This is a genomic window from uncultured Sulfitobacter sp., assembly GCF_947497275.1.
In the GTDB taxonomy this organism is placed as follows: domain Bacteria; phylum Pseudomonadota; class Alphaproteobacteria; order Rhodobacterales; family Rhodobacteraceae; genus Sulfitobacter.
In genome coordinates this window covers 733,126-753,463 of the sequence record NZ_CANMFS010000001.1, presented here as the reverse complement: position 1 = coordinate 753,463, position 20,338 = coordinate 733,126, and the positions used below count along the sequence as shown (strand labels likewise).

Genomic DNA, 20,338 nt, shown 5'->3' with positions numbered 1-20,338 from the left:
GTTTGACCAGTCAGGTCTTTGTATTGTCCAAAAACAGCGGTGTCCGGTCGCCGGCGGCAAACCGGCGCAGGACCGCGGGATAGAGAAGGTGTTCCTGCTCCAATACGCGCGCGGCCAGCGTTTGCGGTGTATCACCGGCAAGGACCGGGATCCGCGCCTGCCCCAGTATCGGTCCGTCATCGAGCGCGGCCGTTACTTCGTGCACCGTACATCCATGGACAGCATCCCCCGCCTCAAGCGCGCGGGCGTGGGTGTTCAACCCCTTGTATTTTGGAAGCAGCGACGGATGAATATTGATCATCCGACCCGCCCATTGATCCGTGAACCCGGCGGTCAGCTTGCGCATGAACCCGGCAAGACAGATCAGGTCCGGCGCAAAAGGGGTCAGGGCCTCCGATATAGCGGCCTCGAAGGCCGCGCGATCCGGACCGTGGGGCCGGTGATCGACCACAACGGTTGGCACGCCGCGCTCTGTTGCGCGGGCAAGACCACCCGCATCTGCGCGATTGGCCAGAACGACACACGGCATCGCCGCGTGACCCGGGACTGCCATGTCGTCAAGCAAGGCCACCATGTTTGAGCCGCCGCCGGACACGAAAACCGCAACGCGGCGCATCAAACGAGATGGCCCTCATAGCGCACTCCGGCGCCGGTCGTGACACTGCCGATGGTAAAGACCGTCTCACCTGTTTCCTGCAGGATCCGCGTTGCCTCGTCCGCCTTGTCGGCAGGTACGACGGCCACCATGCCAATCCCCGCGTTGTAGGTTTTCAACAGTTCCTCTTCGTCCATGCCGCCATGCGCCGTCAGCCAGCGAAACACCGGCGGCAGATCCCATGCCCCCAGGTTGACCGTGGCCCCCAAACCGTCGGGCAATACCCGCGGTAGGTTTTCCGTCAGACCGCCACCCGTGATATGTGCAAACGCGTTGGCGCAACCCGCGTTCGCCACGGCAAGCGCCCCCTTGACGTAAAGCCGCGTCGGCCGCAGCAACACTTCACCCAGCGTACCGCCATTCCATGGGCAGGGGTCGTCCCATGCGAGGCCGGAATGCTCCACGATCACCCGCACGAGGCTGTAACCGTTGGAATGCACCCCCTCGCTTGCCAGCCCAAGCAAGACGTCGCCGGGTTGCACGTTGCGCGGCAGCGCCGCACCACGCTCCATCGCGCCGACGGAAAAGCCCGCGAGATCGAAATCACCCTCTGCGTACATCCCCGGCATCTCGGCCGTTTCCCCGCCGATCAGCGCACAACCCGACATCTGGCACCCCCGCGCGATACCGTCCATGATGCGCGCGGCCTGCTCTACGTCAAGCTTGCCCGTCGCGAAGTAGTCGAGAAAGAACAGGGGTTCCGCGCCCTGACACACCAGATCGTTGACGCACATCGCAACCAGATCGATGCCGACGCCGTCGACATTTCCGGTGTCGATGGCGATCCGCAGTTTGGTGCCAACCCCATCCGTGGCAGCGACCAATACCGGATCGTCAAAGCCTGCAGCTTTAAGATCAAACAGCGCACCGAACCCGCCCAGCCCTGCCATCACGCCTGTACGCTCCGTGCGCTTGGCAGCAGGTTTGATCCGTTCGACAAGCGCGTTGCCCGCGTCGATGTCCACACCCGCCTCGGCATAGGTGATACCGGTAGTACGCTCGTTCATCAAAATGGCCTCTGGCTGTAAGATTCCGTTCTGCACCTAGTCCATTCCCGACAAAGTCGCAACGCAAACCCTTGACGAGAGCCCAACGCCGCAATACTGCACATCACGGCGGGCCTGTAGCTCAATTGGTTAGAGCAGAGCGCTCATAACGCTTTGGTTGCGGGTTCAAGTCCTGCCGGGCCTACCATTTTGACCGCTAAATACTTGATAATAAAAACTTTATTGTGCCCCATGTTCCGAAAAGATGCCCCACGGGTTACAATGGGTTACAATGAAGGTGCCCCACGAAAACTTAATTTTTTTGTGCGCGAAGCTGAGAGTTTGAATCAGTCAACTTACCAGTTTCGCATGATCTTCGGATACTGAGATACGTGCGGCCAACCCGTGCCGCATTGACACCTTGCCGCCCGCTCGAAGTCGTGCTGCAGAATACCTTGCGGAAATTGGTCTGGATAGAGACGTGCGGTGTGTCCACACATCCAGCAGCGCACCTCAATGTGCGTGCAGTGTGCTGGGAAAAGGGGCGGCAGCTGAATTGTGGTGCTTCCTCTTGTAGATCTTCCGCGTTATCCAAAACAGATTGAGTAACGAAATGGCTCGTTTCTTTTACTCAAGGGACGCTTAGCGCTTCCTAAGTAGATTTGTGCTTGAGCAGACTACCGCCATGTTCGATGAACTCAGCCAGTTCATTCCGGGCGGCCTGATCAATCGACTTCTCAAATTTCATACCTACCTCAAGCGCATCGGCAAACACCGGCTTCCAGCTCATCGCATCAATCCACATTAGCGCCACGTCGGAAACTAATTCCTCAACATCAGCACCAAGCGGTGAACAAGACATATCCTCTGTCCAAGCAATCAATTCTTCATCATCATTCATAATCACTTCGCACAGCGAAACGCAGGCATCGGTAATACCCTCAAATTCAGTAACTCTTACAACTGGTTGATATCGCCAGACTGTTGCCATGATCATTTTCCTGATTTAGATCGCGGCGGCAGCGATCTTAACGCCCCCACCGCCGATCAGACCCGCCTACGAGGATCGTAGGAAGGTGTCTTAGTTCAAACGCTTTGGCGCCCACCCCAAATCTCAAGCATTTCCAATGCGGCATCCAGTGACGCGACCCGCGCCAAAATATTAATTCCGCGTCGTGTGTGATCGTGTCGGGTTTCAAATAAAAAGTAACCGCCAAATCCAAGGTGTTCTGCGCCGCTATCGATTATGGACTCTCGCGAGAGCTCTGAGATATGAATCGACCGATAGTTGTCAATTTTTGCAGTTCCAAGGTGTCCATCTTCCATGCCACGCTCCCCCGATATACCGCGTATTTCCGCGAATGATCTTGCCGCCTATATGGTAGCATCCGAAACCGCCAAGCAATCCATCATTAGGCGGAACTACGAACCACAGACTTTTGTTGTCACGCGCTACCAAGATGCACGCAGCGCGATCAAGGCACACTTATCAGATCTGGCAAGATCCCAGAATCCCCTAAATGAAGCTATACGCATGTTTGAACAGCGTGCAGATGATCCATCCGAGTCAGATACACGGCAAGATGACGCGCGGCAATCCATAGAGGTTTTGAACGGCCTTCGCGGCATGGGCAACCAACTCGGAAGGCATCAGTTTCACGACGCCGTAAGCTCCCAACCTAAGTTGATACTGGCGGGAGTTGAGGTTTCGGTTCGCGCCGATTTGTGGGTTTATGGTGAAAGCCGAGGCCAAGAGCAAGTCGGAGGTGCGATTTTCCGAATGACTCAAGACGTCGGCGGGAGGCGAGCAGATATGGGTCGCTACGTTGCAACCCTGCTGCGCATGCATCTTGACCAAAACAACCCGACCAATCGCGCGCCAGCAAATCGGCTGTGTATGGCGGTGGACGTGCGGCACGGTGAAGTATTCGCCGCGCCAAACTCAAACGCGCGGCGAATGAATGACCTTGAGGCCGCTTGTCGTGTTATTCACGCTCTTTGGGGTCAGGTATAAGCTACACAAAAAAGCGCCGCGCCCAGGTCAAAGGGCGCGGCGCATCGCTTTTCGACAGGCAAACGTCACAGCGATTTCAAGTGCTGAATATGAGCCTTTCCTAGTTTAGTTAAATGCGGCTGATCCCCGCCGCCGGGATTACATCAACCGATTGCTTTGGTCGCCCGCACCCGTCCGATCACAGCCAAGAGCGAGCCGCCTGCCGTCATCATCGCGGCCACAGCCTCAACTATCTGGGCCTGATCGGCCGGCGTGACGGTGTAACCCATCACGTTGACGCCCGCACCCACCAGCGCGATGCCTGCACCCCAGATTGTTTTCGATGCAAAAATGGATTTCGTTTCGTTCAGCATGTCGTGTCCTTTCGGGTTATTTGCGCGACAGCGCGACGATCACAGCCACCACGGCAGCGATCAGGATTGCGAAGATCAGGAGGGGGATGCCGATCGGGTCACCCATTAGCGTCATGCTCGAGCATCACGCGGCGATCTGTGCGAGCACCAGGACGGCCGCGTGTTCGGGGTCTCTCGATGGCGCATCGGCAGGAACTGAAGGAGTATCGACCGCAGCCGCGGCCTCCCCGAATGCCAGATCAGGCAATGCCTCCAGCCGAACCTGAATTGCCGCACGGGTGTTGCGCCCTGCGATGCTGTCAACTGGCAGCCCCGCCACGCCTTGAAACTGACGGACATTGCCCGCGCCGTAACCCAGCACGCGCAGCCCGATCTCGGTAAAATTCTCCAGCCGGTCGGACAGACCGTTATAGCCGCCGCTGATGATCTTCGTGACCATCTCAGGATCGCCTGCATCGGCGTACAAGACAGGGATGAGCTGATTTGGTCAACGGTCAATACGCAACCAAGAATGATACCGACATCGCCTTCGCCAGAAAACGCACAAATGCGCAGAACATCATTTTTGAGTTAGTGACCGGTCTGATCTAAGGCGGGTCTGTGAAGCGATGGGAATTCTAGTACTGCGTATTAGTTTAGATTTCATCCGAATAAATTATATGCCAAATTACTACAAAGCCGACATTTTCGGCGTGGATTACAATGTATCTGCGATGTTTAAGCGCAGCTTAGCGGCCTCCTGAAACGACGCAACTATTTCACGAAAACGTAATGGCGTAGACGCTTTCACTGCCAAAATGTCGCCATTGCGAAGAATAGGAAGAATGCGCTGCACAAGTTCATCGTTTGTGCTGCAATGCGCGCCCCGTTTGTTTTCAGGCAAAGCATTATGTAAATTCAGCATGTGATCGCCACGGGTAAAAACAAGATCAATATTGTTGCTGATAATGTTGCCGGCAAGATCGGCATGAATCCGGTCTGAATCTGGCCCTACGTGCAGTATGTCTCCAAGTACGGCAATTGTTCTGGTGGCACCCGTTGTACGCGCCGTTTCAGCTATCGTGGATAGGCAGGTCACTACCGATAAGGGCGTCGCATTGAAACTATCGTCCAAAATTGAAACCTGCGCCCCTTCAATTTCTAACTTTAGCAGTTTACTGCGGCCTTTAATACCATCCCAGTTGGACATCTCTGGCAAGATTTCATCCGGCTTGAAGTGGAAAAATTTCGCAACTGACCAGGCAGCAAGCACATTTTGCGAGATCGCCTTCCCCCTCATACGTAATGGGGTTTCGACCCTCTGTTTACCGTCTAGAAATGCTACATTACCGCCGTCAGGCGTGCTTTCATAAGAAAGAATTTGGCATGATGCGTTTGTCGCTTCGCCGTATGTAATAACGTTGGGTGTATGTCGCCGAGCCATTTTTATAGCTTCGGCAGCCAATGGCATATCCGCGTTTATGATTGCGGTTCCAAAGCGATTCAGACCAGTGAATGCCTGCCCTTTCAATGCCAAAACTTGCGCTAGGACTTCCGAATTATCTAAATCCTCGCTGTGACTTATCATATCGACATGAGAGACCCCCAAATGAGTGAATACCACTACGTGAGGACGTAAGATTTGCACAGTACTTGCGATACTTACATTCTTTTGCCCAAGACCTAATTCTGCGACATAGTAATCAGTATTAGGGTCTATAGAAGACAATTGCTCAAACACATGAGGTTGAAAGTTCCAGTTGCCGATGTTCGTAGCAACGCGCCCTTTTGCTTCAAGAATACTACTGATCAGACGTCGAGTAGTTGTCTTACCAACCGAACCCACAACAGCGACAATCCGTCCCGAAAAGCGCGCGCGTGCAGCTACTGCCAAATTTGCGATTGGCAGGGACTGAGGCGGTAAAAGAAAGATGGGCACCTTGCTCCAGCTCAGATCGGTCGCGGAGGCTAAACTGGCATTTAACACCAAGGCCCCACCACCATTGCGGCCCGATAACTGCTCACGTGCTTTGTCCAGTTGACGCTGGTTAAATATAATATTGATATAATTTGGAGAATAGGGAGGGTTTCTTCGTTCAGGTAACATCGCCCGAAGTCCTAGAGGTTTCCAACTGTTGCCAGGCCGTACCAACCACACACCTTGCAAAATTCTAATTAGTTCGTCAGGTGTCCAAAGCACTGGCAAAATCTCGCTCATTCTCTCATCCTTAAAATATTGACGACTTCTGCCGTTATTTAGCCAATGATTTTGATCAGAGCTAGTAGCTTTCTTGTTTACTTAAAGTTGAAGGCGCCGACAGCACGGTTGAGAATGAACGTCAGCACCACGCCAAGCGCGGCAATCACAGCGTTCAAAAACGCCTCTTCAGTCAGAAGCTTTGTGAGAATATCCATGTTAGTTTCCTTTCGGGTTATTTGCGCGACAGCGCGACGATCACAGCCACCACGGCAGCGATCAGGATTGCGAAGATCAGGAGGGAGATGCCGATCGGGTCAGCCATTGGCGTCATACTCGAGCATCACGCGGCCGATCTTTGCGAGCGCCAGGACGGCCGCGTGCTCGGGGTCTCTTGATGGAGCATCGGCAGAAACTGAAGGAGCATCGACCGCAGCCGCGGCTTCCTCGAATGCCAGATCAGGCAATGCCTCCAGCCACACCTGAATTGCCGCACGGGTGTTGCGCCCCGCGATGCTGTCAACTGTCAGCCCCGCCACGCCTTGAAACTGACGGACATCGCCCGCGCCATAACCCAGCAGGCGCAGCCCGATCTCGGTGAAATTCTCCAGCCGGTCGGACAGGCCGTTATAGCCGCCGTTGATGATTTTCGTGACCATCTCAGGATCGCCTGCATCGGCGTAGCGGTTCAGGTTGCGGGCCTCCCAGTACCAGATAGGGCCAAGCCCCTCCCACGGGTCCGTGTTCATCAGCTTGGGATCATCCAAAAAATCCGGCACCGTGACCGCCGCGCCCAGCCTCAGGCACCACTGGTAGAACTCGGTCGTGTTGTATCGGCCGGTGATCTGCGTCGCGGTGTAGCCGCGGAACTTACTGCCGTCTCCGGGCTGCGTGTTGCCCAGATCTGCGCGGCCCTCGTACCGGCTTTGCGCTGCCGTGGGGCCCCAGATTTCACGGTCGTACCGGTAGTCCATGCTCTCGTGGCCCAGCTGCGCCAGATAGTGGACCAAGCGGTGAGGACGCGTCAGCCCGGCCCCCTCACCGCGCGCCACCAGGCCCTCATAGACAGAGCCGAGATTGCTGTTAATCTGCACGCCTGTCACGCGGGCCAGATCGTCTTTCGAGAAGTGCATCGTCTTTCTCCCATGCTTGAGCCCCCCCCCTGCAGGCGGGGCATTTCGTTAGGGTTTTTGGTTGGTGTCAGTCTCGGCGGCGCAGGACGCTGGGAAAACGGCAGGGGTACGGATACCGGATCGCCGAGATGATGTTGTGCTTGCCCCGGTCGCGTTCGGGGATGGCGTGCAGCTTTGCCGACAGGAAGAGGTAGAACCCCGCAATCAAGAACGCGTCGGATGCGACGTTGACGTTCAGACCGCCAATTGCGTCCCGAAAGGCGGGCCAATTCTCGCCCGTCAAATACCTGACGTTCGCCCAATAGTTGCTGCGCATCACCGACCCGAAGATGATAAAAGTGCCGCCCCAAACCAGTCGCATCGCGACCGGGCGTGGACGCCGCCTGAACGTCGGGATGTAAGCCACCCCGACGAGGACACCCAAAACCAGCGACAACGACGCTGACACGTTGTAGAAATCAAACGTCATCACTCTTCACCTCGGCCTGCGCTATGCTTTCAATCTCGGCGAAAAGCTCCTGTTGCAGAGCTTCGCGCTTTTTCTCAAGAATTGCCGCCTGACGCTCGGCAGACGCGATTATCTCGGCAGCGTCCCGCACCCGCTTGCGGACCGGCTCGTGATCGTGACGCTTGCTCCAGAACCACATCATTTTGAGCCTTTCGAGACAGCCAGCGCCTTCACCATCCGCTCCATCGCCTCGATGTACGCAGCCTCCTGGTCGATCCGCTTGTACACACTCTCCTGCGACTGAGAGACAAGCCGATCCGTCAGCACGTCGATGCGCGACTGCGCCGCCTCCAATTGCTTGAGAAGCCGAGAGCGGTCGTAAACCATCGCAAAAAGCATCAGCCCAGCTGCGCCAAAACGCTCGAAAAGCCATTCAAAATCCACCTAGGTTCGTCCTTGCTTTACGTCTTCCCGGCCGCTCACGATCACTTGCGCACCGGACGAACGCCCGTCCAATCGTATCCATCGCGCACGGTTGCCAGCACCACGCGTGCGTCCGCATACCGCTCGGCATCAGATGCCGAAGACATCACGATCATTATCACTTCATGACCTCCCGGCATCGAGGCGTGTACGGCGAGGTTGCTACCCGCCGCCGTTGTGGTCCCGGTCTTGCCGCCCAAGATGTACGGGTCATCAATAATATCCACGGAGTGCAGAACGGTTTCCGTGCGAGGATCAGCGCCGGTCAACACGATATCATGGCTAAAACTGTCCCACCGCGCGAGAATGTCTGGGTATTCCAAAACTGCCATGAACATCCGCGCCATGTCGCGGGCGGTTGTTACCATCGAAGCGTTGTGCAGGCCGCTTGCATTTGTGAACACCGTTTCTGTCATGCCGAGCGCAGCGGCCTTACTGTTCGCTGCGGCCATGAAGTTCTCATAGTCCGTTCCAATGCCGCCAATCATCGCGCCGACACTCCGTGCAACAACAGTCGTTGTCACGTTTGAGGATGGCAGGAACATGTTATACAGCGCGTCCGACACAGTGATGATGTCGCCTGTTTCCAAATTGTTGCCAGATCCGCCAGTGGCGTCGTCGGCAATAACCGTGAAAGTAGCGTTCATGTCGCTCAGATTATCCAACATCACCATCGCTGTAATCGCCTTGGTCAGGGACGCAGGATACAGTTCCAGATCGGGAAATTCGTCGTACAGCGACACTTCGGAAATACCAACCGGGTTGAAACGGTTGAACACCATCACCGCATCGGCGGTCGTATCCACCGCCAGCGGTTCTTCTTTCGCGGTCGAGCGCCATTCAAGCCCCATCGCGGCAGCGGCCCAACCCCCGGCCAGGCGCAATTCTACCCCCGAAAGCGCTCGGTCAATCACCATCATTCGACCAAGCGCCTGGCCGGTTTCGTCGTACCCTGCCACAGCGACATCGCTGAAAATATATCCCGTGCCGTCATAGAGAGACGCAGGTCGCGTGAACGTGTCCACAAGCAGTCCGCCCTGCCACAACTCGGACGCGCCCGTGCCTTCGCGCAGCACCAGCGCGTAAGTGCTGGCCGTGCCGGGAACCTGCACAGCCGCGCGCGGTTGCCCGTTTTCACCCATCCCGTCCGCAGCGCCGTTGAGAAAGAAGTTGAACCGGCCCAAAGTTTCCGTCGCCCCGCTGCCGTTGTAGAGCGCGTTAGCCGTAATCTGCACCCGCCCCGCTTCGTCTGTCGCATGTTGCCAAATCACTGCCTTGCGTGCTGAGTTCGTCAGATCAAGAGAGAACACCAGCGTCATGTCACCAGTTGGTGGTAGCAACGGATCAAAGTTTTCAGGCCGCAATCTGCTTCCCGTGTTTGCAACGAGCGAAAACCGCCCAGAACTACGGCCCAAGCTAGGTGCGCGATTTGCCGTTGTAGGAACAAGGCGCACAGGCTCAGCCCGCAAACCGGATGCAAGGAAAACACGTTCGCCGAAACTCAGGTTCGAGTAGGTTCCCGGTGCGGTAAAATCCCACACGTCCCCCACGCTGTCAGCATCGAACAGGCTAATCGGGTTGTTGGCGTAATCAATTTCGACCAAAACATCCTTGGCCCAAGTCACACCCAAAGCATTTGCTGCCCACGCGCCAAGACCGTCCAGTTCCGCGCCTGAAAGTGCGCTTTCGATCACTGCGACACGTCCAAATATCTGCCCGCCCGCGTCATAGCTATCAACCGACGAGTGCGAAAACAGATACCCGGCACCGTCATACAATGCCGCAGGGCGCGTGAATGTATCAATCTTGCGTCCGTTCTGCCAAATTTCGGATGCCCCCGCACCGTCCCGTAGCACAACAGCAAAAACAGACGGTACGCCCAGCGGATGCGGTGCAGAGACTGGCTGTTCCCCAAAGCCGCCACCACCAGATGCGCCATTCAGAAAGAAGTTCAGCCGCCCGTCGACGTTAGAAAGACTTGATCCGTTGTACTGGCCGTTGGATGTGATCTGAACCCTGCCGGGGGCATCGTCCGCGTGCTGCCACAGCGTTGCCTTGAAGTCGGTTTCGGTAACGCTGTGTGAAAACACCAGCGTCATGTCGCCAGTTGGTGGTAGCAGGTTTCCGTCATCGGCAATCTTCAACCGCGTTCCGACCGCCTCGGATCGCGCCACGCGCCGCCCCCGGTAAATGTCCACTACCGGGCGACGGTCGGATGCTGTCGGAATCATGCCCGCACCACCCGCCGCGTCCGCAACCGCAGTAATGTCCACGTTGATCGCAACCGGCACTGCTGCACGGTTCGTAAAGTCGATCAGCGTTCCGCCGTGCTTTGCCGCCAGCGCATAGGGCAGCGCCGCTTCATCCGTCCGCAGTCGATCAGGCAACACGCTGGCATCTGTTCCGTCCGCCAGATCACTACGCAATCCGGCATCCAGCGCCGCGCCCAGAACTTCATCCGTTACGTCTAGAAACTCAACCTGCCCAACGCGCACTGATCCATCGGTCCCGAATGTCTGAACATAGGCCACGGCGTAATTCGCCGCTGACGGAATCACGTTGTCGGCCTGCGGCATGTCGAGCGACCATGTTTCCAAGGTCGGACGCCAGCGCCCACTTGCAACGCTGCGCGTATCTTCCGCAAGCGCGTCGCTGTCCAACTCGGCGAACGCACCACCTTGCCATGATACGCCAAACCGGATCGCATGTCCTGCCGGGTCCGCCGGATCGGTCGCGCGGATCACGTCAAAGATGGGCCGGTAAATGCGACCGGGTTCAATAGCGACGGGCTGTCTGGCCGCGACAGTGACCTCCGCGCCGGAAACTTCGACTGCACGGCCCAGCGTCGCGCTGTTGACGATTGATACGGCACTTACACCGCTCAAAGGTGCCTTACTCTGCGGTGCGCCTGTCAAATCGGCAGAGAACAGATCAACAGCCTCACCGGGACGCGCCAACGACGACTGACCGACAAACTGTGATGCGGCTACAAAGTCGTCGGTACTTGGTGCCTTGGCGAACACCGCTTGCACAAATGCAGTCGACGCGATCCGGCTTGAGTTGTCGGAGGTGGCGGCTGTCGTCGTGATCGGCGACCCCGTCAACGCAGCGGATGCGAGGAAACGCGCGCGCAGGTTGCCGACCTGCGTCTTGGTCAGCGCGTTGTCGTTCTCGCTGTCGATCATCACGACGGTGTCGGCGTCAGCCGGGATCGCCTTGCCCGCCACCCCATACGCCGCCGCGCCGACGTTTTCCGCGTTCGTGGCATGGCTGATCGCCAACGCGTCTACAATAACCTGAAGATCCGCAACGCCGGAATACGCCTGAAAAACCGCAGGAAGTTCCGCTGTCTTTGTCCAGGATGTGCCATCATAGAGGTAGACCCCCTTATTCTCAATGGTATCGGAAAGAACGAAGCCAGCGACAGGCGAAACCGTTGGGGTGATAGTATTCAAACCCGCAAGATTGTTCTTGAAATAGGGCGCGTGGCCGAGCGCAATTTGCCCTTGGATTTCATCCATGAGAGCGACGATCTGTGCCGGATCTGGAAGGTGCTCGTTGGAAATGGGAGAGCCACGCCAAATCAAGCTCGGTAGTTGTGCAACCATCGGGATTACCTCTTTATTCGGTTTTAGGATTGATTGGTGATCACGCAGACGCGCTATTTTACCAATTTGAGATGAGGACCACTCAACGGCCCTGCTTTTCCTTCATTCGAAATCGGGCGCAGCCAGTAGTACCGCTGACCGATTTCGAGACTTCCAGCCGGCTTATCGATAAGCCAGACCTGCGAAAGCTTGCCGTTAAAGTTATTGGACGATTGTAACCGCAGATGATGCGCACCCGCTGGCGCTACAAATTCCCCCCAGTAAACGCCGTCGTTTGAGGGCACATCCGGATTCAGCGGATCTACATCTGTTTCGCCATCTATCCGCAGACGAACGCCAGAAGAAGATACAACCGGCTTGTCGACGATCTGCATCCCCGCCCGGTATGTGATGCCTTCGACAAGAGTGATCGCTTGCTTCAGGACGGCCACGCCCCCCACACCGGCATGTTCGGCTGCGCTGTTCTGGATCGTGAAGCCAGGATGCTCAATTGTCCATGCCGCCGCGTCATCGAACCCCGGATCAGCAATCTGGGAGACAGCATCAACAGCGCCCCACCCGATCTCAAATTCTCCATTCGGCGCAACCGCTCGTAGCGTTCCCACTACGGTTGCTGTCGCAAAATCGCTAGTTTCGCTTGAAAGCAATTCGATTCCGGCAAGATTTGGATCGTCCTGCGCACTGCCGGCCGCATCTATACGGCCATACCCGCCGGTGAGGGCGACACCGATCAGCGCCAGCGCAGGAAGCCCCGTTGAACTGGGCTCCGATAAGTCTCCTCCAACTCCAGAAGAATTGACTGGCAGCCCCCAATAACTGTGCACACCTGCCGGAACATTCGCATCGGTCCACAGATCCTCTTTGCCTGGAAGCCCATATTCCACCCGAACAATCTCAGCGTCGTCCTCCGAAATCGCGCCCGTATAATCCTCAGGATAGTCTGCCCGAAAAATCTGGGTAGCATAATAGTTAGGATCGTTCGGGGCCATTATCTCCAGATCAATGTCCGGACCTGTGCGTTTCGCGGCAAACCGTCGCAATGCTGTAGGGGCGGCGCTATTCGCAACGGCGCGCACACTTATTGGCGCTTCGGGCGACCAACTGAGAGAGACGCGCCCCGCCGACGTTTTGTTGCGCACTTGTGCCTCGTACAATGCGCCGTCCATCAAGCCCGTGGCAAGGAATGTTGTCTGCCCTTCGCCGGCCGCGTATATTTTCCATTCGGGCACTCCGGCATCGACCGACCTGATCCGGATTTCCTGTCGAAAACTCTCGTCTTGCATCGGCCACTGGAATTCGATCGACGCGGAGCCTCCGCTTGATCCGGCTATCGAACCACTGAGACTCCCCACCAACGGCACGGCGTTGTCAGACGCCAGTGTTTCGTACTGTGGACGCGACGGCGATTGCGTGGCGGCATTGAATTCATGATCTGCCTGCGTGGTGGAAATCGCCTGAAAACCGTAGGACATACGGTCCTCGCCAATTACCAGCTTGCTCAATTCGACCACCAGAGACAAGCCAAGTTCTTCATGCTCAATGCGCGCAAACCGTTGCCCCATGAGGTACTTTCCCGACAGCTTCAGCCGCCCCGCCACTCCGAACTGTGCGCGCTCCACGGCGGCTGTGCGAACTGCAATTCGAACAGCCTGATCATAGTTGTCGACCCCAAACGTTGGAATTTCGCGGGTCTTCCGCTTGCTGGTTGCGTCGGCGATGAATGCACCCGTCGGTGTTTTTCGGTAAAGGTTTCCCGGCTCAACATACTGCGCGACGTATTGCGTGTTCGCGCCGATATCCAATCCTTCAGTGACCTGAAGCGATAGGAAGTCGGCATCTCGCAGTATAACCTCAGGTTCCTGCCATCTACCAACGTAGAAACCTACTTTTCCGTCTGGACGTTCGAACATGAAGCCGTCGCAAGCGGTCAGTAAAATGGTCTTCACTTGATCCCAGTCCTGATCGTCACTGAATAGCGCGTTGATTGTCCAGCGCCGCTGCGTCCCGCCCTCCGCGTTCGTCACCAGTTGATCGGAAACGTCCGCCTCAATCGCTACATCGTCCCAGTCGACCTCGCCCCCCAGCGTGTGGACTACTTCATGTGCAATGATCAAAGCCGCGTTGTCGGTATATTTATGGGTCTCATCGCGCGGATCCCAAATCTGATCGTGACCTTCAATGACAGGCGCATACGTCCAGATGTCACCTTTGGTGTAGACGTCCGAGAATTTCTTCGCGGACGTCCGTTTGGCAAACAGCGCGGCGTAGGCGAACCCTTCCATATCGTGAGCAGCAGTCCACTCCGGCAGACCGGCTACGAGAACAGGATCGGCTGCTTGGCCTGGCCGGCCGGTGTAAGGACGGATGCTTCCGTAATCGTCAAACGGCTCGGTCGTCACATCACCGTTCTCGTTAATTTCTACGAGATCGTCGTCGAAATAATGCTCTACGAACCCATTGATACTGTGAGATGCGACAATTACCGAATAATGCCGCCGGTCATCACGGAAAGTAGTGCATCCCATGACACCGCCATTACGCACCTTGCCATACACCCGCTCGAAATAGCTGATCGGCTTGGCATAGTTGACAATTCTGTCGCCGGGGTCTGTTGACTGTGGCTGGGGCGTCAGGGCGGTCTGCACCAGCGCGAAGCCGACCGACAGTACCAGCGATCCTAGTGATGTCGTAAAGAACGCCGCCGTTGCCGCGCCCGCAGCATAGGCGGCGCCGGCGCCCGCAGCGATAGAGACACCCGGCAGCGCGGTCGTCAGAAACCCGGCAAAAAAGCCTGCCAGAGGCGCGGCGGCAACGGGGGCTGGTGTTAAAATAGTTGAGCACAGCAATGCCGCTGCGAGCGCGGCCCTACGGATCTTCATAGCGCATGTCCCAAACGGCGATGGTTTCAATGATCGCGGGCCCAGACCTGAGTGTTGCGCCACGGGGATTGCCCTTCACAAGCCAGCCGCGCCCCAGCCACATTCCTCCGCAAGCCACGACACGCTCTCCGTCAATCGTCCGGATGAGGCCGATATCGCCTTTCACCGGTGCAGTAGTTTTGCGCAACAGCCCGCCTGCATCCTCAGCAATCCGACGGGTCGCAGTAAGCGGATCGCGCAAGAAGCCGGTTTCCTTCTGGCATGTGGCGGGACTGTCATAGGTAAACCTGATGTGGGCGGCAGGGTCGAAGCCGTGCACCCGCTCGAACCAATCGGCCAGACACAGCATACAGTCGTGCTCACCCCAGATCACAGGCAATGGCAGCCACCGGTGCGCCTCGATCATCAGCGGTGAATGTGTGCGCACGTCGTTCATCATCCCCACAGCTTCTCCTTGAAGTTTACGTCGCGGGGAATGTAATCCAGCGACGGATTGATCGACCCGGTTTCGGCGGAGTGATCGGTCGAGTTGTAGATGCGTCGTCTGGCATTTTTGCGATCGGCGAATGGTCCTTCAATCGACAGCGCGATAGTACGCTGCTGCTCTCCTTCTGCCCCGATTCGGACAGACCGCATCCGGCGACGCAGTACTTCGTGCGGCGGAAAAACCGGCGCTGTCATTTCGGAGTGGTCGTTGAAATACTGTTCATAGAGGATAATTTCACGGCCAATTACATAATCGGCACCCAGCGCCCGAATATCATCAACTAGCTTTGGTGCATCGGGGTCCTGGAAGAATGATACCGACAGCTCCCCCGAGGGCGCTGTTCCATTCATCGACACCTCCAGATCACCAGATGTGATCAACTGGGACCCCCACCAGGTGCGTCCGTTCACATCGACGAAGCGGCCCTCCGTTCCGAGGATGAAGCCAAACACGCCGTCAGGGGTGTCGATTGAAATAAGATCAAGCTTCAGCACCACATCGGCGCGGGGGTCGAATCCGTCTGGAAAAGCACTCATCTGTTGATCCACTCAACGAAAGAAGCGGTTGGGTTCGCTTTCAAATCTTTGCCGTACTCAGGGTTCCCCATCGTGTCCGTGTCGGCAATGAAGATACCTTTCGCGTCGAGATCGATCATCGCTTCCGCCGGGATGTTCTCGCGCAACGGCGTTTCCACGGTGATCACCTTCGTTCCGCCATCTTGCGACACGGAGGTCACGACATAGGGCCAGTCGTTGAAGCTTATATAGACCCCCTGCCGGACCGGGCGCGGTGCGTTGTCGTCATTGATTTCCAACGATGTCGCACCAGCAACGGCGGCAGTCAGGTTTGTGGCATAGGGGGCGTACCCAAAACCCTTGCCGGTGTTGAACCGTTTGCCGGTGCTGAACGGAAGTCCGTCGGGGTTGTGTCCATGAAGGCTGGGGGCGTAACTCAGCGCGTCCATCATCGGCACGCGAAACAACCCGACACGCCCACGCGCTGCCATCATGTGCGCGCGCCACTGCAAAATCGCATCTCCGCGCAAAAGCACTTCCGGTGAACCGATCCAGCGGGGAAACCGGTTGTATACGATCTGCTCGGTACTGTCGTTGCCACTACCAGCGGATTGGCCCCGCCAATCGATCCACCAGTTCACTTTCGTCACCCTCATCAAGCTGCGGGGGATCGTAATGATCAACCGGCTCAAGACGTGCCTCGCAGGTTCAGCATGTTACTACGGTCCATCAGCGTCATGTTTTGTGTTTTGGTGGTGACCTGATCCAGCCTGCTTGCTACATCCGCCGACTCGACGCGGACGGTTTGGCGGAAGTACGGGCTGGTCTCCGTCTTCACGTGGACCTGAGCCTGCGACGGACTGCTTGGATAGGATCCGCTACGGCTGCCGCCCATCATTCCGCCTGCGGAGAACGACAGATCATCCTGCGGGCGGGGAAGCCGGCGCTGCCGGATCGCCTCCATGAAATCGGCGCCATAGTAATCGACGGACGCGGAGGGCTGCATGAATTCACCTGCGGACGCCCAGATCGGGATGTTGTCCTGACGCCGCCCGCCGGCGCCCCGTATTCTGCCGCCCGGCATGCCACCATTTGCGAACCCTTCGATCGGGCCACCATCCGCTTTCTTCTTGCCGAACAGCGCCCCTACGATCGCCGTCCAGATGCCGCCACCGCCACCGCCGGTCGATGGCTGCAAAAGGCCGCTTAGGCTTTCGCCCAGATTGTCCCAGACCGGATCAAGAGCCATGTCCCAAAGCCGGTCGGCCATGAACCCGAAGAGATCCGCGAAGAAGCCTTTGAAACCCTCGCCCCCTGCCCGGAAGTTGTCGAATGCTGATTTGACCGCGTTCGTCGATCTTTCGATTTCGCCGATCTCTTCCTGCGTGCGGATGGTGCCGATCTCCTGTTCTTCAGAGCGGCGCGCGATGGCGTCGGCCTGCGCGTTGATCACATCGATGAGCAACCGCCCATCCGCCGTCAGCTGGGTCTGCACGTCGATGCCCGCGCGTTTTGCTTCGGTCATCCGCTCGTAGATGAAAAGCAGACGTGCCTGCTCGCCAGCGGTCTTGCCAGCCATTTCGTTTTCGAGGGCGAGCTGCGCCAGATGGTCATCCCCCACCGCGACCAACTGGGCCATCGTCTCCACTTCACGCTTTCGCGCATCCGCAGCTTCTCGTGCCACCTCATCGCTTCGTCCTGCTGCGGCCTCGACACCGATTCCTGAGCGAAAGACTTCAGCCTCCGCATTTCTGCGTCGACTATTTATTCCGCCATTGTCTGCGCGAAGATCGAATATTGAAGACGCAATCTGTTCGTCCGTGCCCAGCCTAACCGCCTCGACAATTCTTTTTGGCAGAGAGCCATAGTTATAAGCTACCGAAGTCAATACGGCCTGCTGCGCCGCATTGAACTGCCCGAACCTCTCAGCACCGACTTGACCGATGATTACCCTCTGGAATTCTCCAATCCGCCGGCGCAGATCACGGTTTGAATCTTCAACACTCACTCGCATACCGCGGGTGATTTTCAATATTGTTCCGTCGCTCAATTGGGTCGTATCTGACCCGTAACCAGCGCGATACACGGCCGGCCCCACACGATTGCCATTCTTGTCACGCGGGCCGTCGTCGTATGGCGTAGAACGGTACCCTTCAAAATTCCTCAAGAGCACTGCCGACGCCGAAACACTGTCTGATGCGCTTCCAGTTTGCTTTAGAATGGCATCGACTTCAGAAGTAATTGTCCGTTCGCCCGCAATACGGGAGGATGCATATTCATGATGCGCGGCCTTCATCTTGCTTAACGCTGACGACGCTTCGTTGATCCGATCCGTCGCGGTCTGTGCATCGTCGGCAGCTTCTGAGAGGACAGTTGGCCGACCGTCTGAATCCAGCGTCTCGCCAAAGTTATCCAGTGAGGTCGTAACGTCGTCGATACCACCTTCCAGCGCACCAACCTGCGCCACGATTTCGAGCAGGCCTTGCATGGCATCACTGCGAATATACGTCCCTGCCGTTGCTGCTCTTTCCAGCGAGGTTACCAGGGCACGGACACCCTCCATTCTGGCAATATCATCTTCGGCAGATTTAATTGCGCGCAACTCATCTTCGAAACCGCCAATCGCGTCTGCGTACTTGACCAGATCTGCGGTCGCCGCGTCGATATTCTCGAAGGTCTGGAAGCGATCGATAAGTTCACTGACTTCTGGACCCACTCCTCCGAGCCTGCGAAGCTCTTTCTCCAGCTCCGCGACCGATTTGCGACCTTCACGCACTTCCTGTAAAAAATCCGCCAATTCAGGAAACGCGGAGCTTACCTGCGATGCCTTCCTCAGAATGAATTCCTGTTGCCCCAGATCCTTCAAGAGCTGAGGGCGAAGCCCTGCCAGGTTCTTTTTAAGATCAGACAACGCGATCTGGCTAGCTGCACGGCCCTGTTTCACAAGCTCTTCGGTGGCGTCAGAAACCTCGCCTTTGAATTTCTTCTGCTCTTCCTTAGCGCGGCGAGTGGCAGCCTCGTATTCAGCCAGAGCATCCGTAGCGTTATCGGAAGCGGTGCCGGCATCATCAAGCGCATCGGACGTCTTATCGATGTCCAGCCCAAGTGAGAGGATGGAAGCGGCAGTTACAGCAAGCCCAAGAGGCCCACCGAGGGTTCCGGTCAGAACCTTTATGCCGACGCCCAACTTTGAAATGGGCCCAAGCGCCCGTGTCGCAGAAGTCCCGACACCACTCACCGCGCCAGCCAACTGAATATACGTCGCCCGCATGGCCACCGCCCGCGCGATCGCGATGTTGATGCCACGCCCCACGAGATACACTGTCAGCGCCTGCGCCACCCGCTCGACTACCTCTTCTACTTCTTCGAAGTTCTCGCTGAGGTATCGCAGGGCCGCTGTCAGACGGTCAGCGGCATCCTCGGCGATCTCAAGCCCGCCGTTCTCCGCGGCGCTCAGTTGCACAGCCTCCCAAGCTGCGGCGAGCTCTTTCAGGGCACCATCAAGGCCTTCCAGCCGCACCTGCGCCTGATCCTGCGCAGAGACTTCTTTGAGAGCCGCTGCGAGATCTGAGAACCCCGCGGCGCCGGTGTTCGCCAGCAAAAGCGCGGTTCGGATTGCGTCGGTCCCGAAGATCGTCTTGAGAGCTTCGTTACGGGCTTCTTCGGACAGACCGGCGATGCCTGCCTGCAATTCCCCCGCGATCTCGCCCATCTCCTTCATGCGGCCCTGCGTATCGAAGAACTCAAGGCCAAGTTCCTGCATGGCATCCCGCGCCTTGTCGCTGTCCGGCGTGAGCCGCTGCAGGAAGGTCTTGAAGCTGGTACCGGCGTCAGATCCGGAAGCGAACGCAGGCGCAGTCGCCGCGAGGCTTGTCAGGAAGTCGTCGATATCGACCCCAAACTGTCCCGCGACGCCACCGGCCTGACCAATGGCGAGCCGCAGGTCCTCGAACCCGAATTTGGACTTCAACGCCGCACCGGCCACCCGGTCCGCGATTTCCGGCAACGCCGCCGCCTCCAGATTGAACTGGGCCATCAGATCTGTCGCCAGATCGGCGCTTTTCGCAAGATCGCCGCCGAGGGCACCCGCGACGTTCAGGGTCGCATCCAACGCACCGCCAAGGATGGTTTCCACATCAAGGCCGTTCTTGGCCAGCACCTCGATCGCATCGGCAGCCTGTATCGCCGTGAAAGCGGTCGTTGCACCCATCTCCCGCGCGGCATCCTGCAGACGTTTCATATCACCTTCGGGGGCTTGCGTTGCGGCCTCGACCCGCTTCATCGCGGCCTGAAACTGCTTGCCTACATCCAGAGATGTCTTGCCGAATGCCACAATGCCGCTGACAAGCGCTGTCGTGCCCAGAAACCGGCTGAGCCGCATAATGGCCGGCAACTCGTTTGACACGCCTCTCAGCCCACCCTTCAGGTCCTTGGCGGCACGGTTTGTTGCTTTCAGACCCGCCCCGGCCGGTGTGGTTGCCGCCTGAATTCGTTTCAGCGCGCGCTCACCGGCAACCCCTGCCGATTTCAGATCGCGCTCAAGCTCACGATTGCCGGCGGCGGACAGGCGGATGATATAGTTGCGTCTGGTCGTGCTCATG

General features: G+C 57.3%; 18 protein-coding genes and 1 tRNA gene. 2 read left to right on the top strand and 17 right to left on the bottom strand.

Going from position 1 to position 20,338, the window contains the following annotated elements; translation table 11 throughout:
* Positions 1–10: 10 nt before the first annotated feature.
* Entirely contained in the window at positions 11–619 is a 609-nt protein-coding gene (gene purN, locus Q1A06_RS03735; RefSeq protein ID WP_299558761.1) for a phosphoribosylglycinamide formyltransferase, read from the bottom strand.
* Positions 616–1,662, bottom strand: a complete 1,047-nt coding sequence (gene purM, locus Q1A06_RS03730) for a phosphoribosylformylglycinamidine cyclo-ligase (RefSeq protein ID WP_299558759.1) — start codon at positions 1,660–1,662, stop codon at positions 616–618. The genes purN and purM overlap by 4 nt, the downstream gene beginning before the upstream one ends.
* 110 nt (positions 1,663–1,772) lie before the next feature.
* Here purM and Q1A06_RS03725 point away from each other — a divergent pair.
* Positions 1,773–1,849, top strand: a tRNA-Ile gene (locus Q1A06_RS03725).
* A gap of 444 nt (positions 1,850–2,293) precedes the next feature.
* Here the strand turns inward: Q1A06_RS03725 and Q1A06_RS03720 are convergent.
* Together Q1A06_RS03720 and Q1A06_RS03715 are read right to left on the bottom strand one after the other, a co-directional pair.
* Entirely contained in the window at positions 2,294–2,632 is a 339-nt protein-coding gene (locus Q1A06_RS03720; protein ID WP_299558757.1) for a hypothetical protein, read from the bottom strand.
* A gap of 95 nt (positions 2,633–2,727) precedes the next feature.
* Entirely contained in the window at positions 2,728–2,967 is a 240-nt protein-coding gene (locus tag Q1A06_RS03715) for a hypothetical protein (RefSeq protein ID WP_299558755.1), read from the bottom strand.
* Here Q1A06_RS03715 and Q1A06_RS03710 point away from each other — a divergent pair.
* A complete protein-coding gene (locus Q1A06_RS03710; protein WP_299558753.1) occupies positions 2,966–3,655 on the top strand; it encodes a hypothetical protein in 690 nt (229 codons plus the stop codon). The two genes, Q1A06_RS03715 and Q1A06_RS03710, sit on opposite strands and share 2 nt — an antisense overlap.
* Before the next feature lie 143 nt (positions 3,656–3,798).
* On the opposite strand, the gene Q1A06_RS03705 is transcribed toward Q1A06_RS03710, so the two are convergent.
* The 13 genes from Q1A06_RS03705 to Q1A06_RS03645 all read right to left on the bottom strand — a co-directional run bounded on the left by Q1A06_RS03705 (position 3,799) and on the right by Q1A06_RS03645 (position 20,337).
* Positions 3,799–4,008 (bottom strand): hypothetical protein, encoded by a 210-nt coding sequence (locus Q1A06_RS03705; protein WP_299558751.1) that lies wholly within the window; start codon positions 4,006–4,008, stop codon positions 3,799–3,801.
* A 124-nt stretch (positions 4,009–4,132) separates the two neighbouring features.
* Complete coding sequence (locus tag Q1A06_RS03700; protein ID WP_299558749.1) at positions 4,133–4,447, bottom strand: peptidoglycan-binding domain-containing protein; 315 nt, start codon at positions 4,445–4,447, stop codon at positions 4,133–4,135.
* 258 nt (positions 4,448–4,705) lie between these two features.
* The gene (locus Q1A06_RS03695; protein WP_299558747.1) at positions 4,706–6,205 is read right to left on the bottom strand and encodes a Mur ligase family protein; all 1,500 of its coding nucleotides are present in this window, start codon (positions 6,203–6,205) and stop codon (positions 4,706–4,708) included.
* Positions 6,206–6,501: 296 nt separating this feature from the next.
* A complete protein-coding gene (locus tag Q1A06_RS03690; protein WP_299558745.1) occupies positions 6,502–7,317 on the bottom strand; it encodes a peptidoglycan-binding protein in 816 nt (271 codons plus the stop codon).
* Between the two features lie 67 nt (positions 7,318–7,384).
* Positions 7,385–7,786: a hypothetical protein gene (locus Q1A06_RS03685; protein WP_299558743.1), complete on the bottom strand. Its 402-nt coding sequence runs from the start codon at positions 7,784–7,786 to the stop codon at positions 7,385–7,387.
* Positions 7,776–7,967 (bottom strand): hypothetical protein, encoded by a 192-nt coding sequence (locus Q1A06_RS03680; protein ID WP_299558741.1) that lies wholly within the window; start codon positions 7,965–7,967, stop codon positions 7,776–7,778. The genes Q1A06_RS03685 and Q1A06_RS03680 overlap by 11 nt, the downstream gene beginning before the upstream one ends.
* Entirely contained in the window at positions 7,964–8,209 is a 246-nt protein-coding gene (locus Q1A06_RS03675; protein WP_299558739.1) for a hypothetical protein, read from the bottom strand. The genes Q1A06_RS03680 and Q1A06_RS03675 overlap by 4 nt, the downstream gene beginning before the upstream one ends.
* A 41-nt stretch (positions 8,210–8,250) precedes the next feature.
* Positions 8,251–11,769, bottom strand: coding sequence for a serine hydrolase (locus Q1A06_RS03670; protein ID WP_299558737.1), 3,519 nt, complete (start codon positions 11,767–11,769; stop codon positions 8,251–8,253).
* A gap of 140 nt (positions 11,770–11,909) precedes the next feature.
* Positions 11,910–14,735, bottom strand: coding sequence for a hypothetical protein (locus Q1A06_RS03665; protein ID WP_299558735.1), 2,826 nt, complete (start codon positions 14,733–14,735; stop codon positions 11,910–11,912).
* Positions 14,722–15,174 carry a hypothetical protein gene (locus tag Q1A06_RS03660; protein ID WP_299558733.1) on the bottom strand — a complete coding sequence of 151 codons (453 nt, stop codon included), beginning with the start codon at positions 15,172–15,174 and terminating at the stop codon, positions 14,722–14,724. The genes Q1A06_RS03665 and Q1A06_RS03660 overlap by 14 nt, the downstream gene beginning before the upstream one ends.
* Complete coding sequence (locus Q1A06_RS03655) at positions 15,171–15,758, bottom strand: hypothetical protein (RefSeq protein WP_299558731.1); 588 nt, start codon at positions 15,756–15,758, stop codon at positions 15,171–15,173. The genes Q1A06_RS03660 and Q1A06_RS03655 overlap by 4 nt, the downstream gene beginning before the upstream one ends.
* Positions 15,755–16,393 carry a hypothetical protein gene (locus Q1A06_RS03650; RefSeq protein ID WP_299558729.1) on the bottom strand — a complete coding sequence of 213 codons (639 nt, stop codon included), beginning with the start codon at positions 16,391–16,393 and terminating at the stop codon, positions 15,755–15,757. Before Q1A06_RS03650 ends, Q1A06_RS03655 begins: the two co-directional genes overlap by 4 nt.
* A gap of 32 nt (positions 16,394–16,425) precedes the next feature.
* Positions 16,426–20,337 (bottom strand): phage tail tape measure protein, encoded by a 3,912-nt coding sequence (locus tag Q1A06_RS03645; protein ID WP_299558727.1) that lies wholly within the window; start codon positions 20,335–20,337, stop codon positions 16,426–16,428.
* Position 20,338 lies beyond the last annotated feature (1 nt).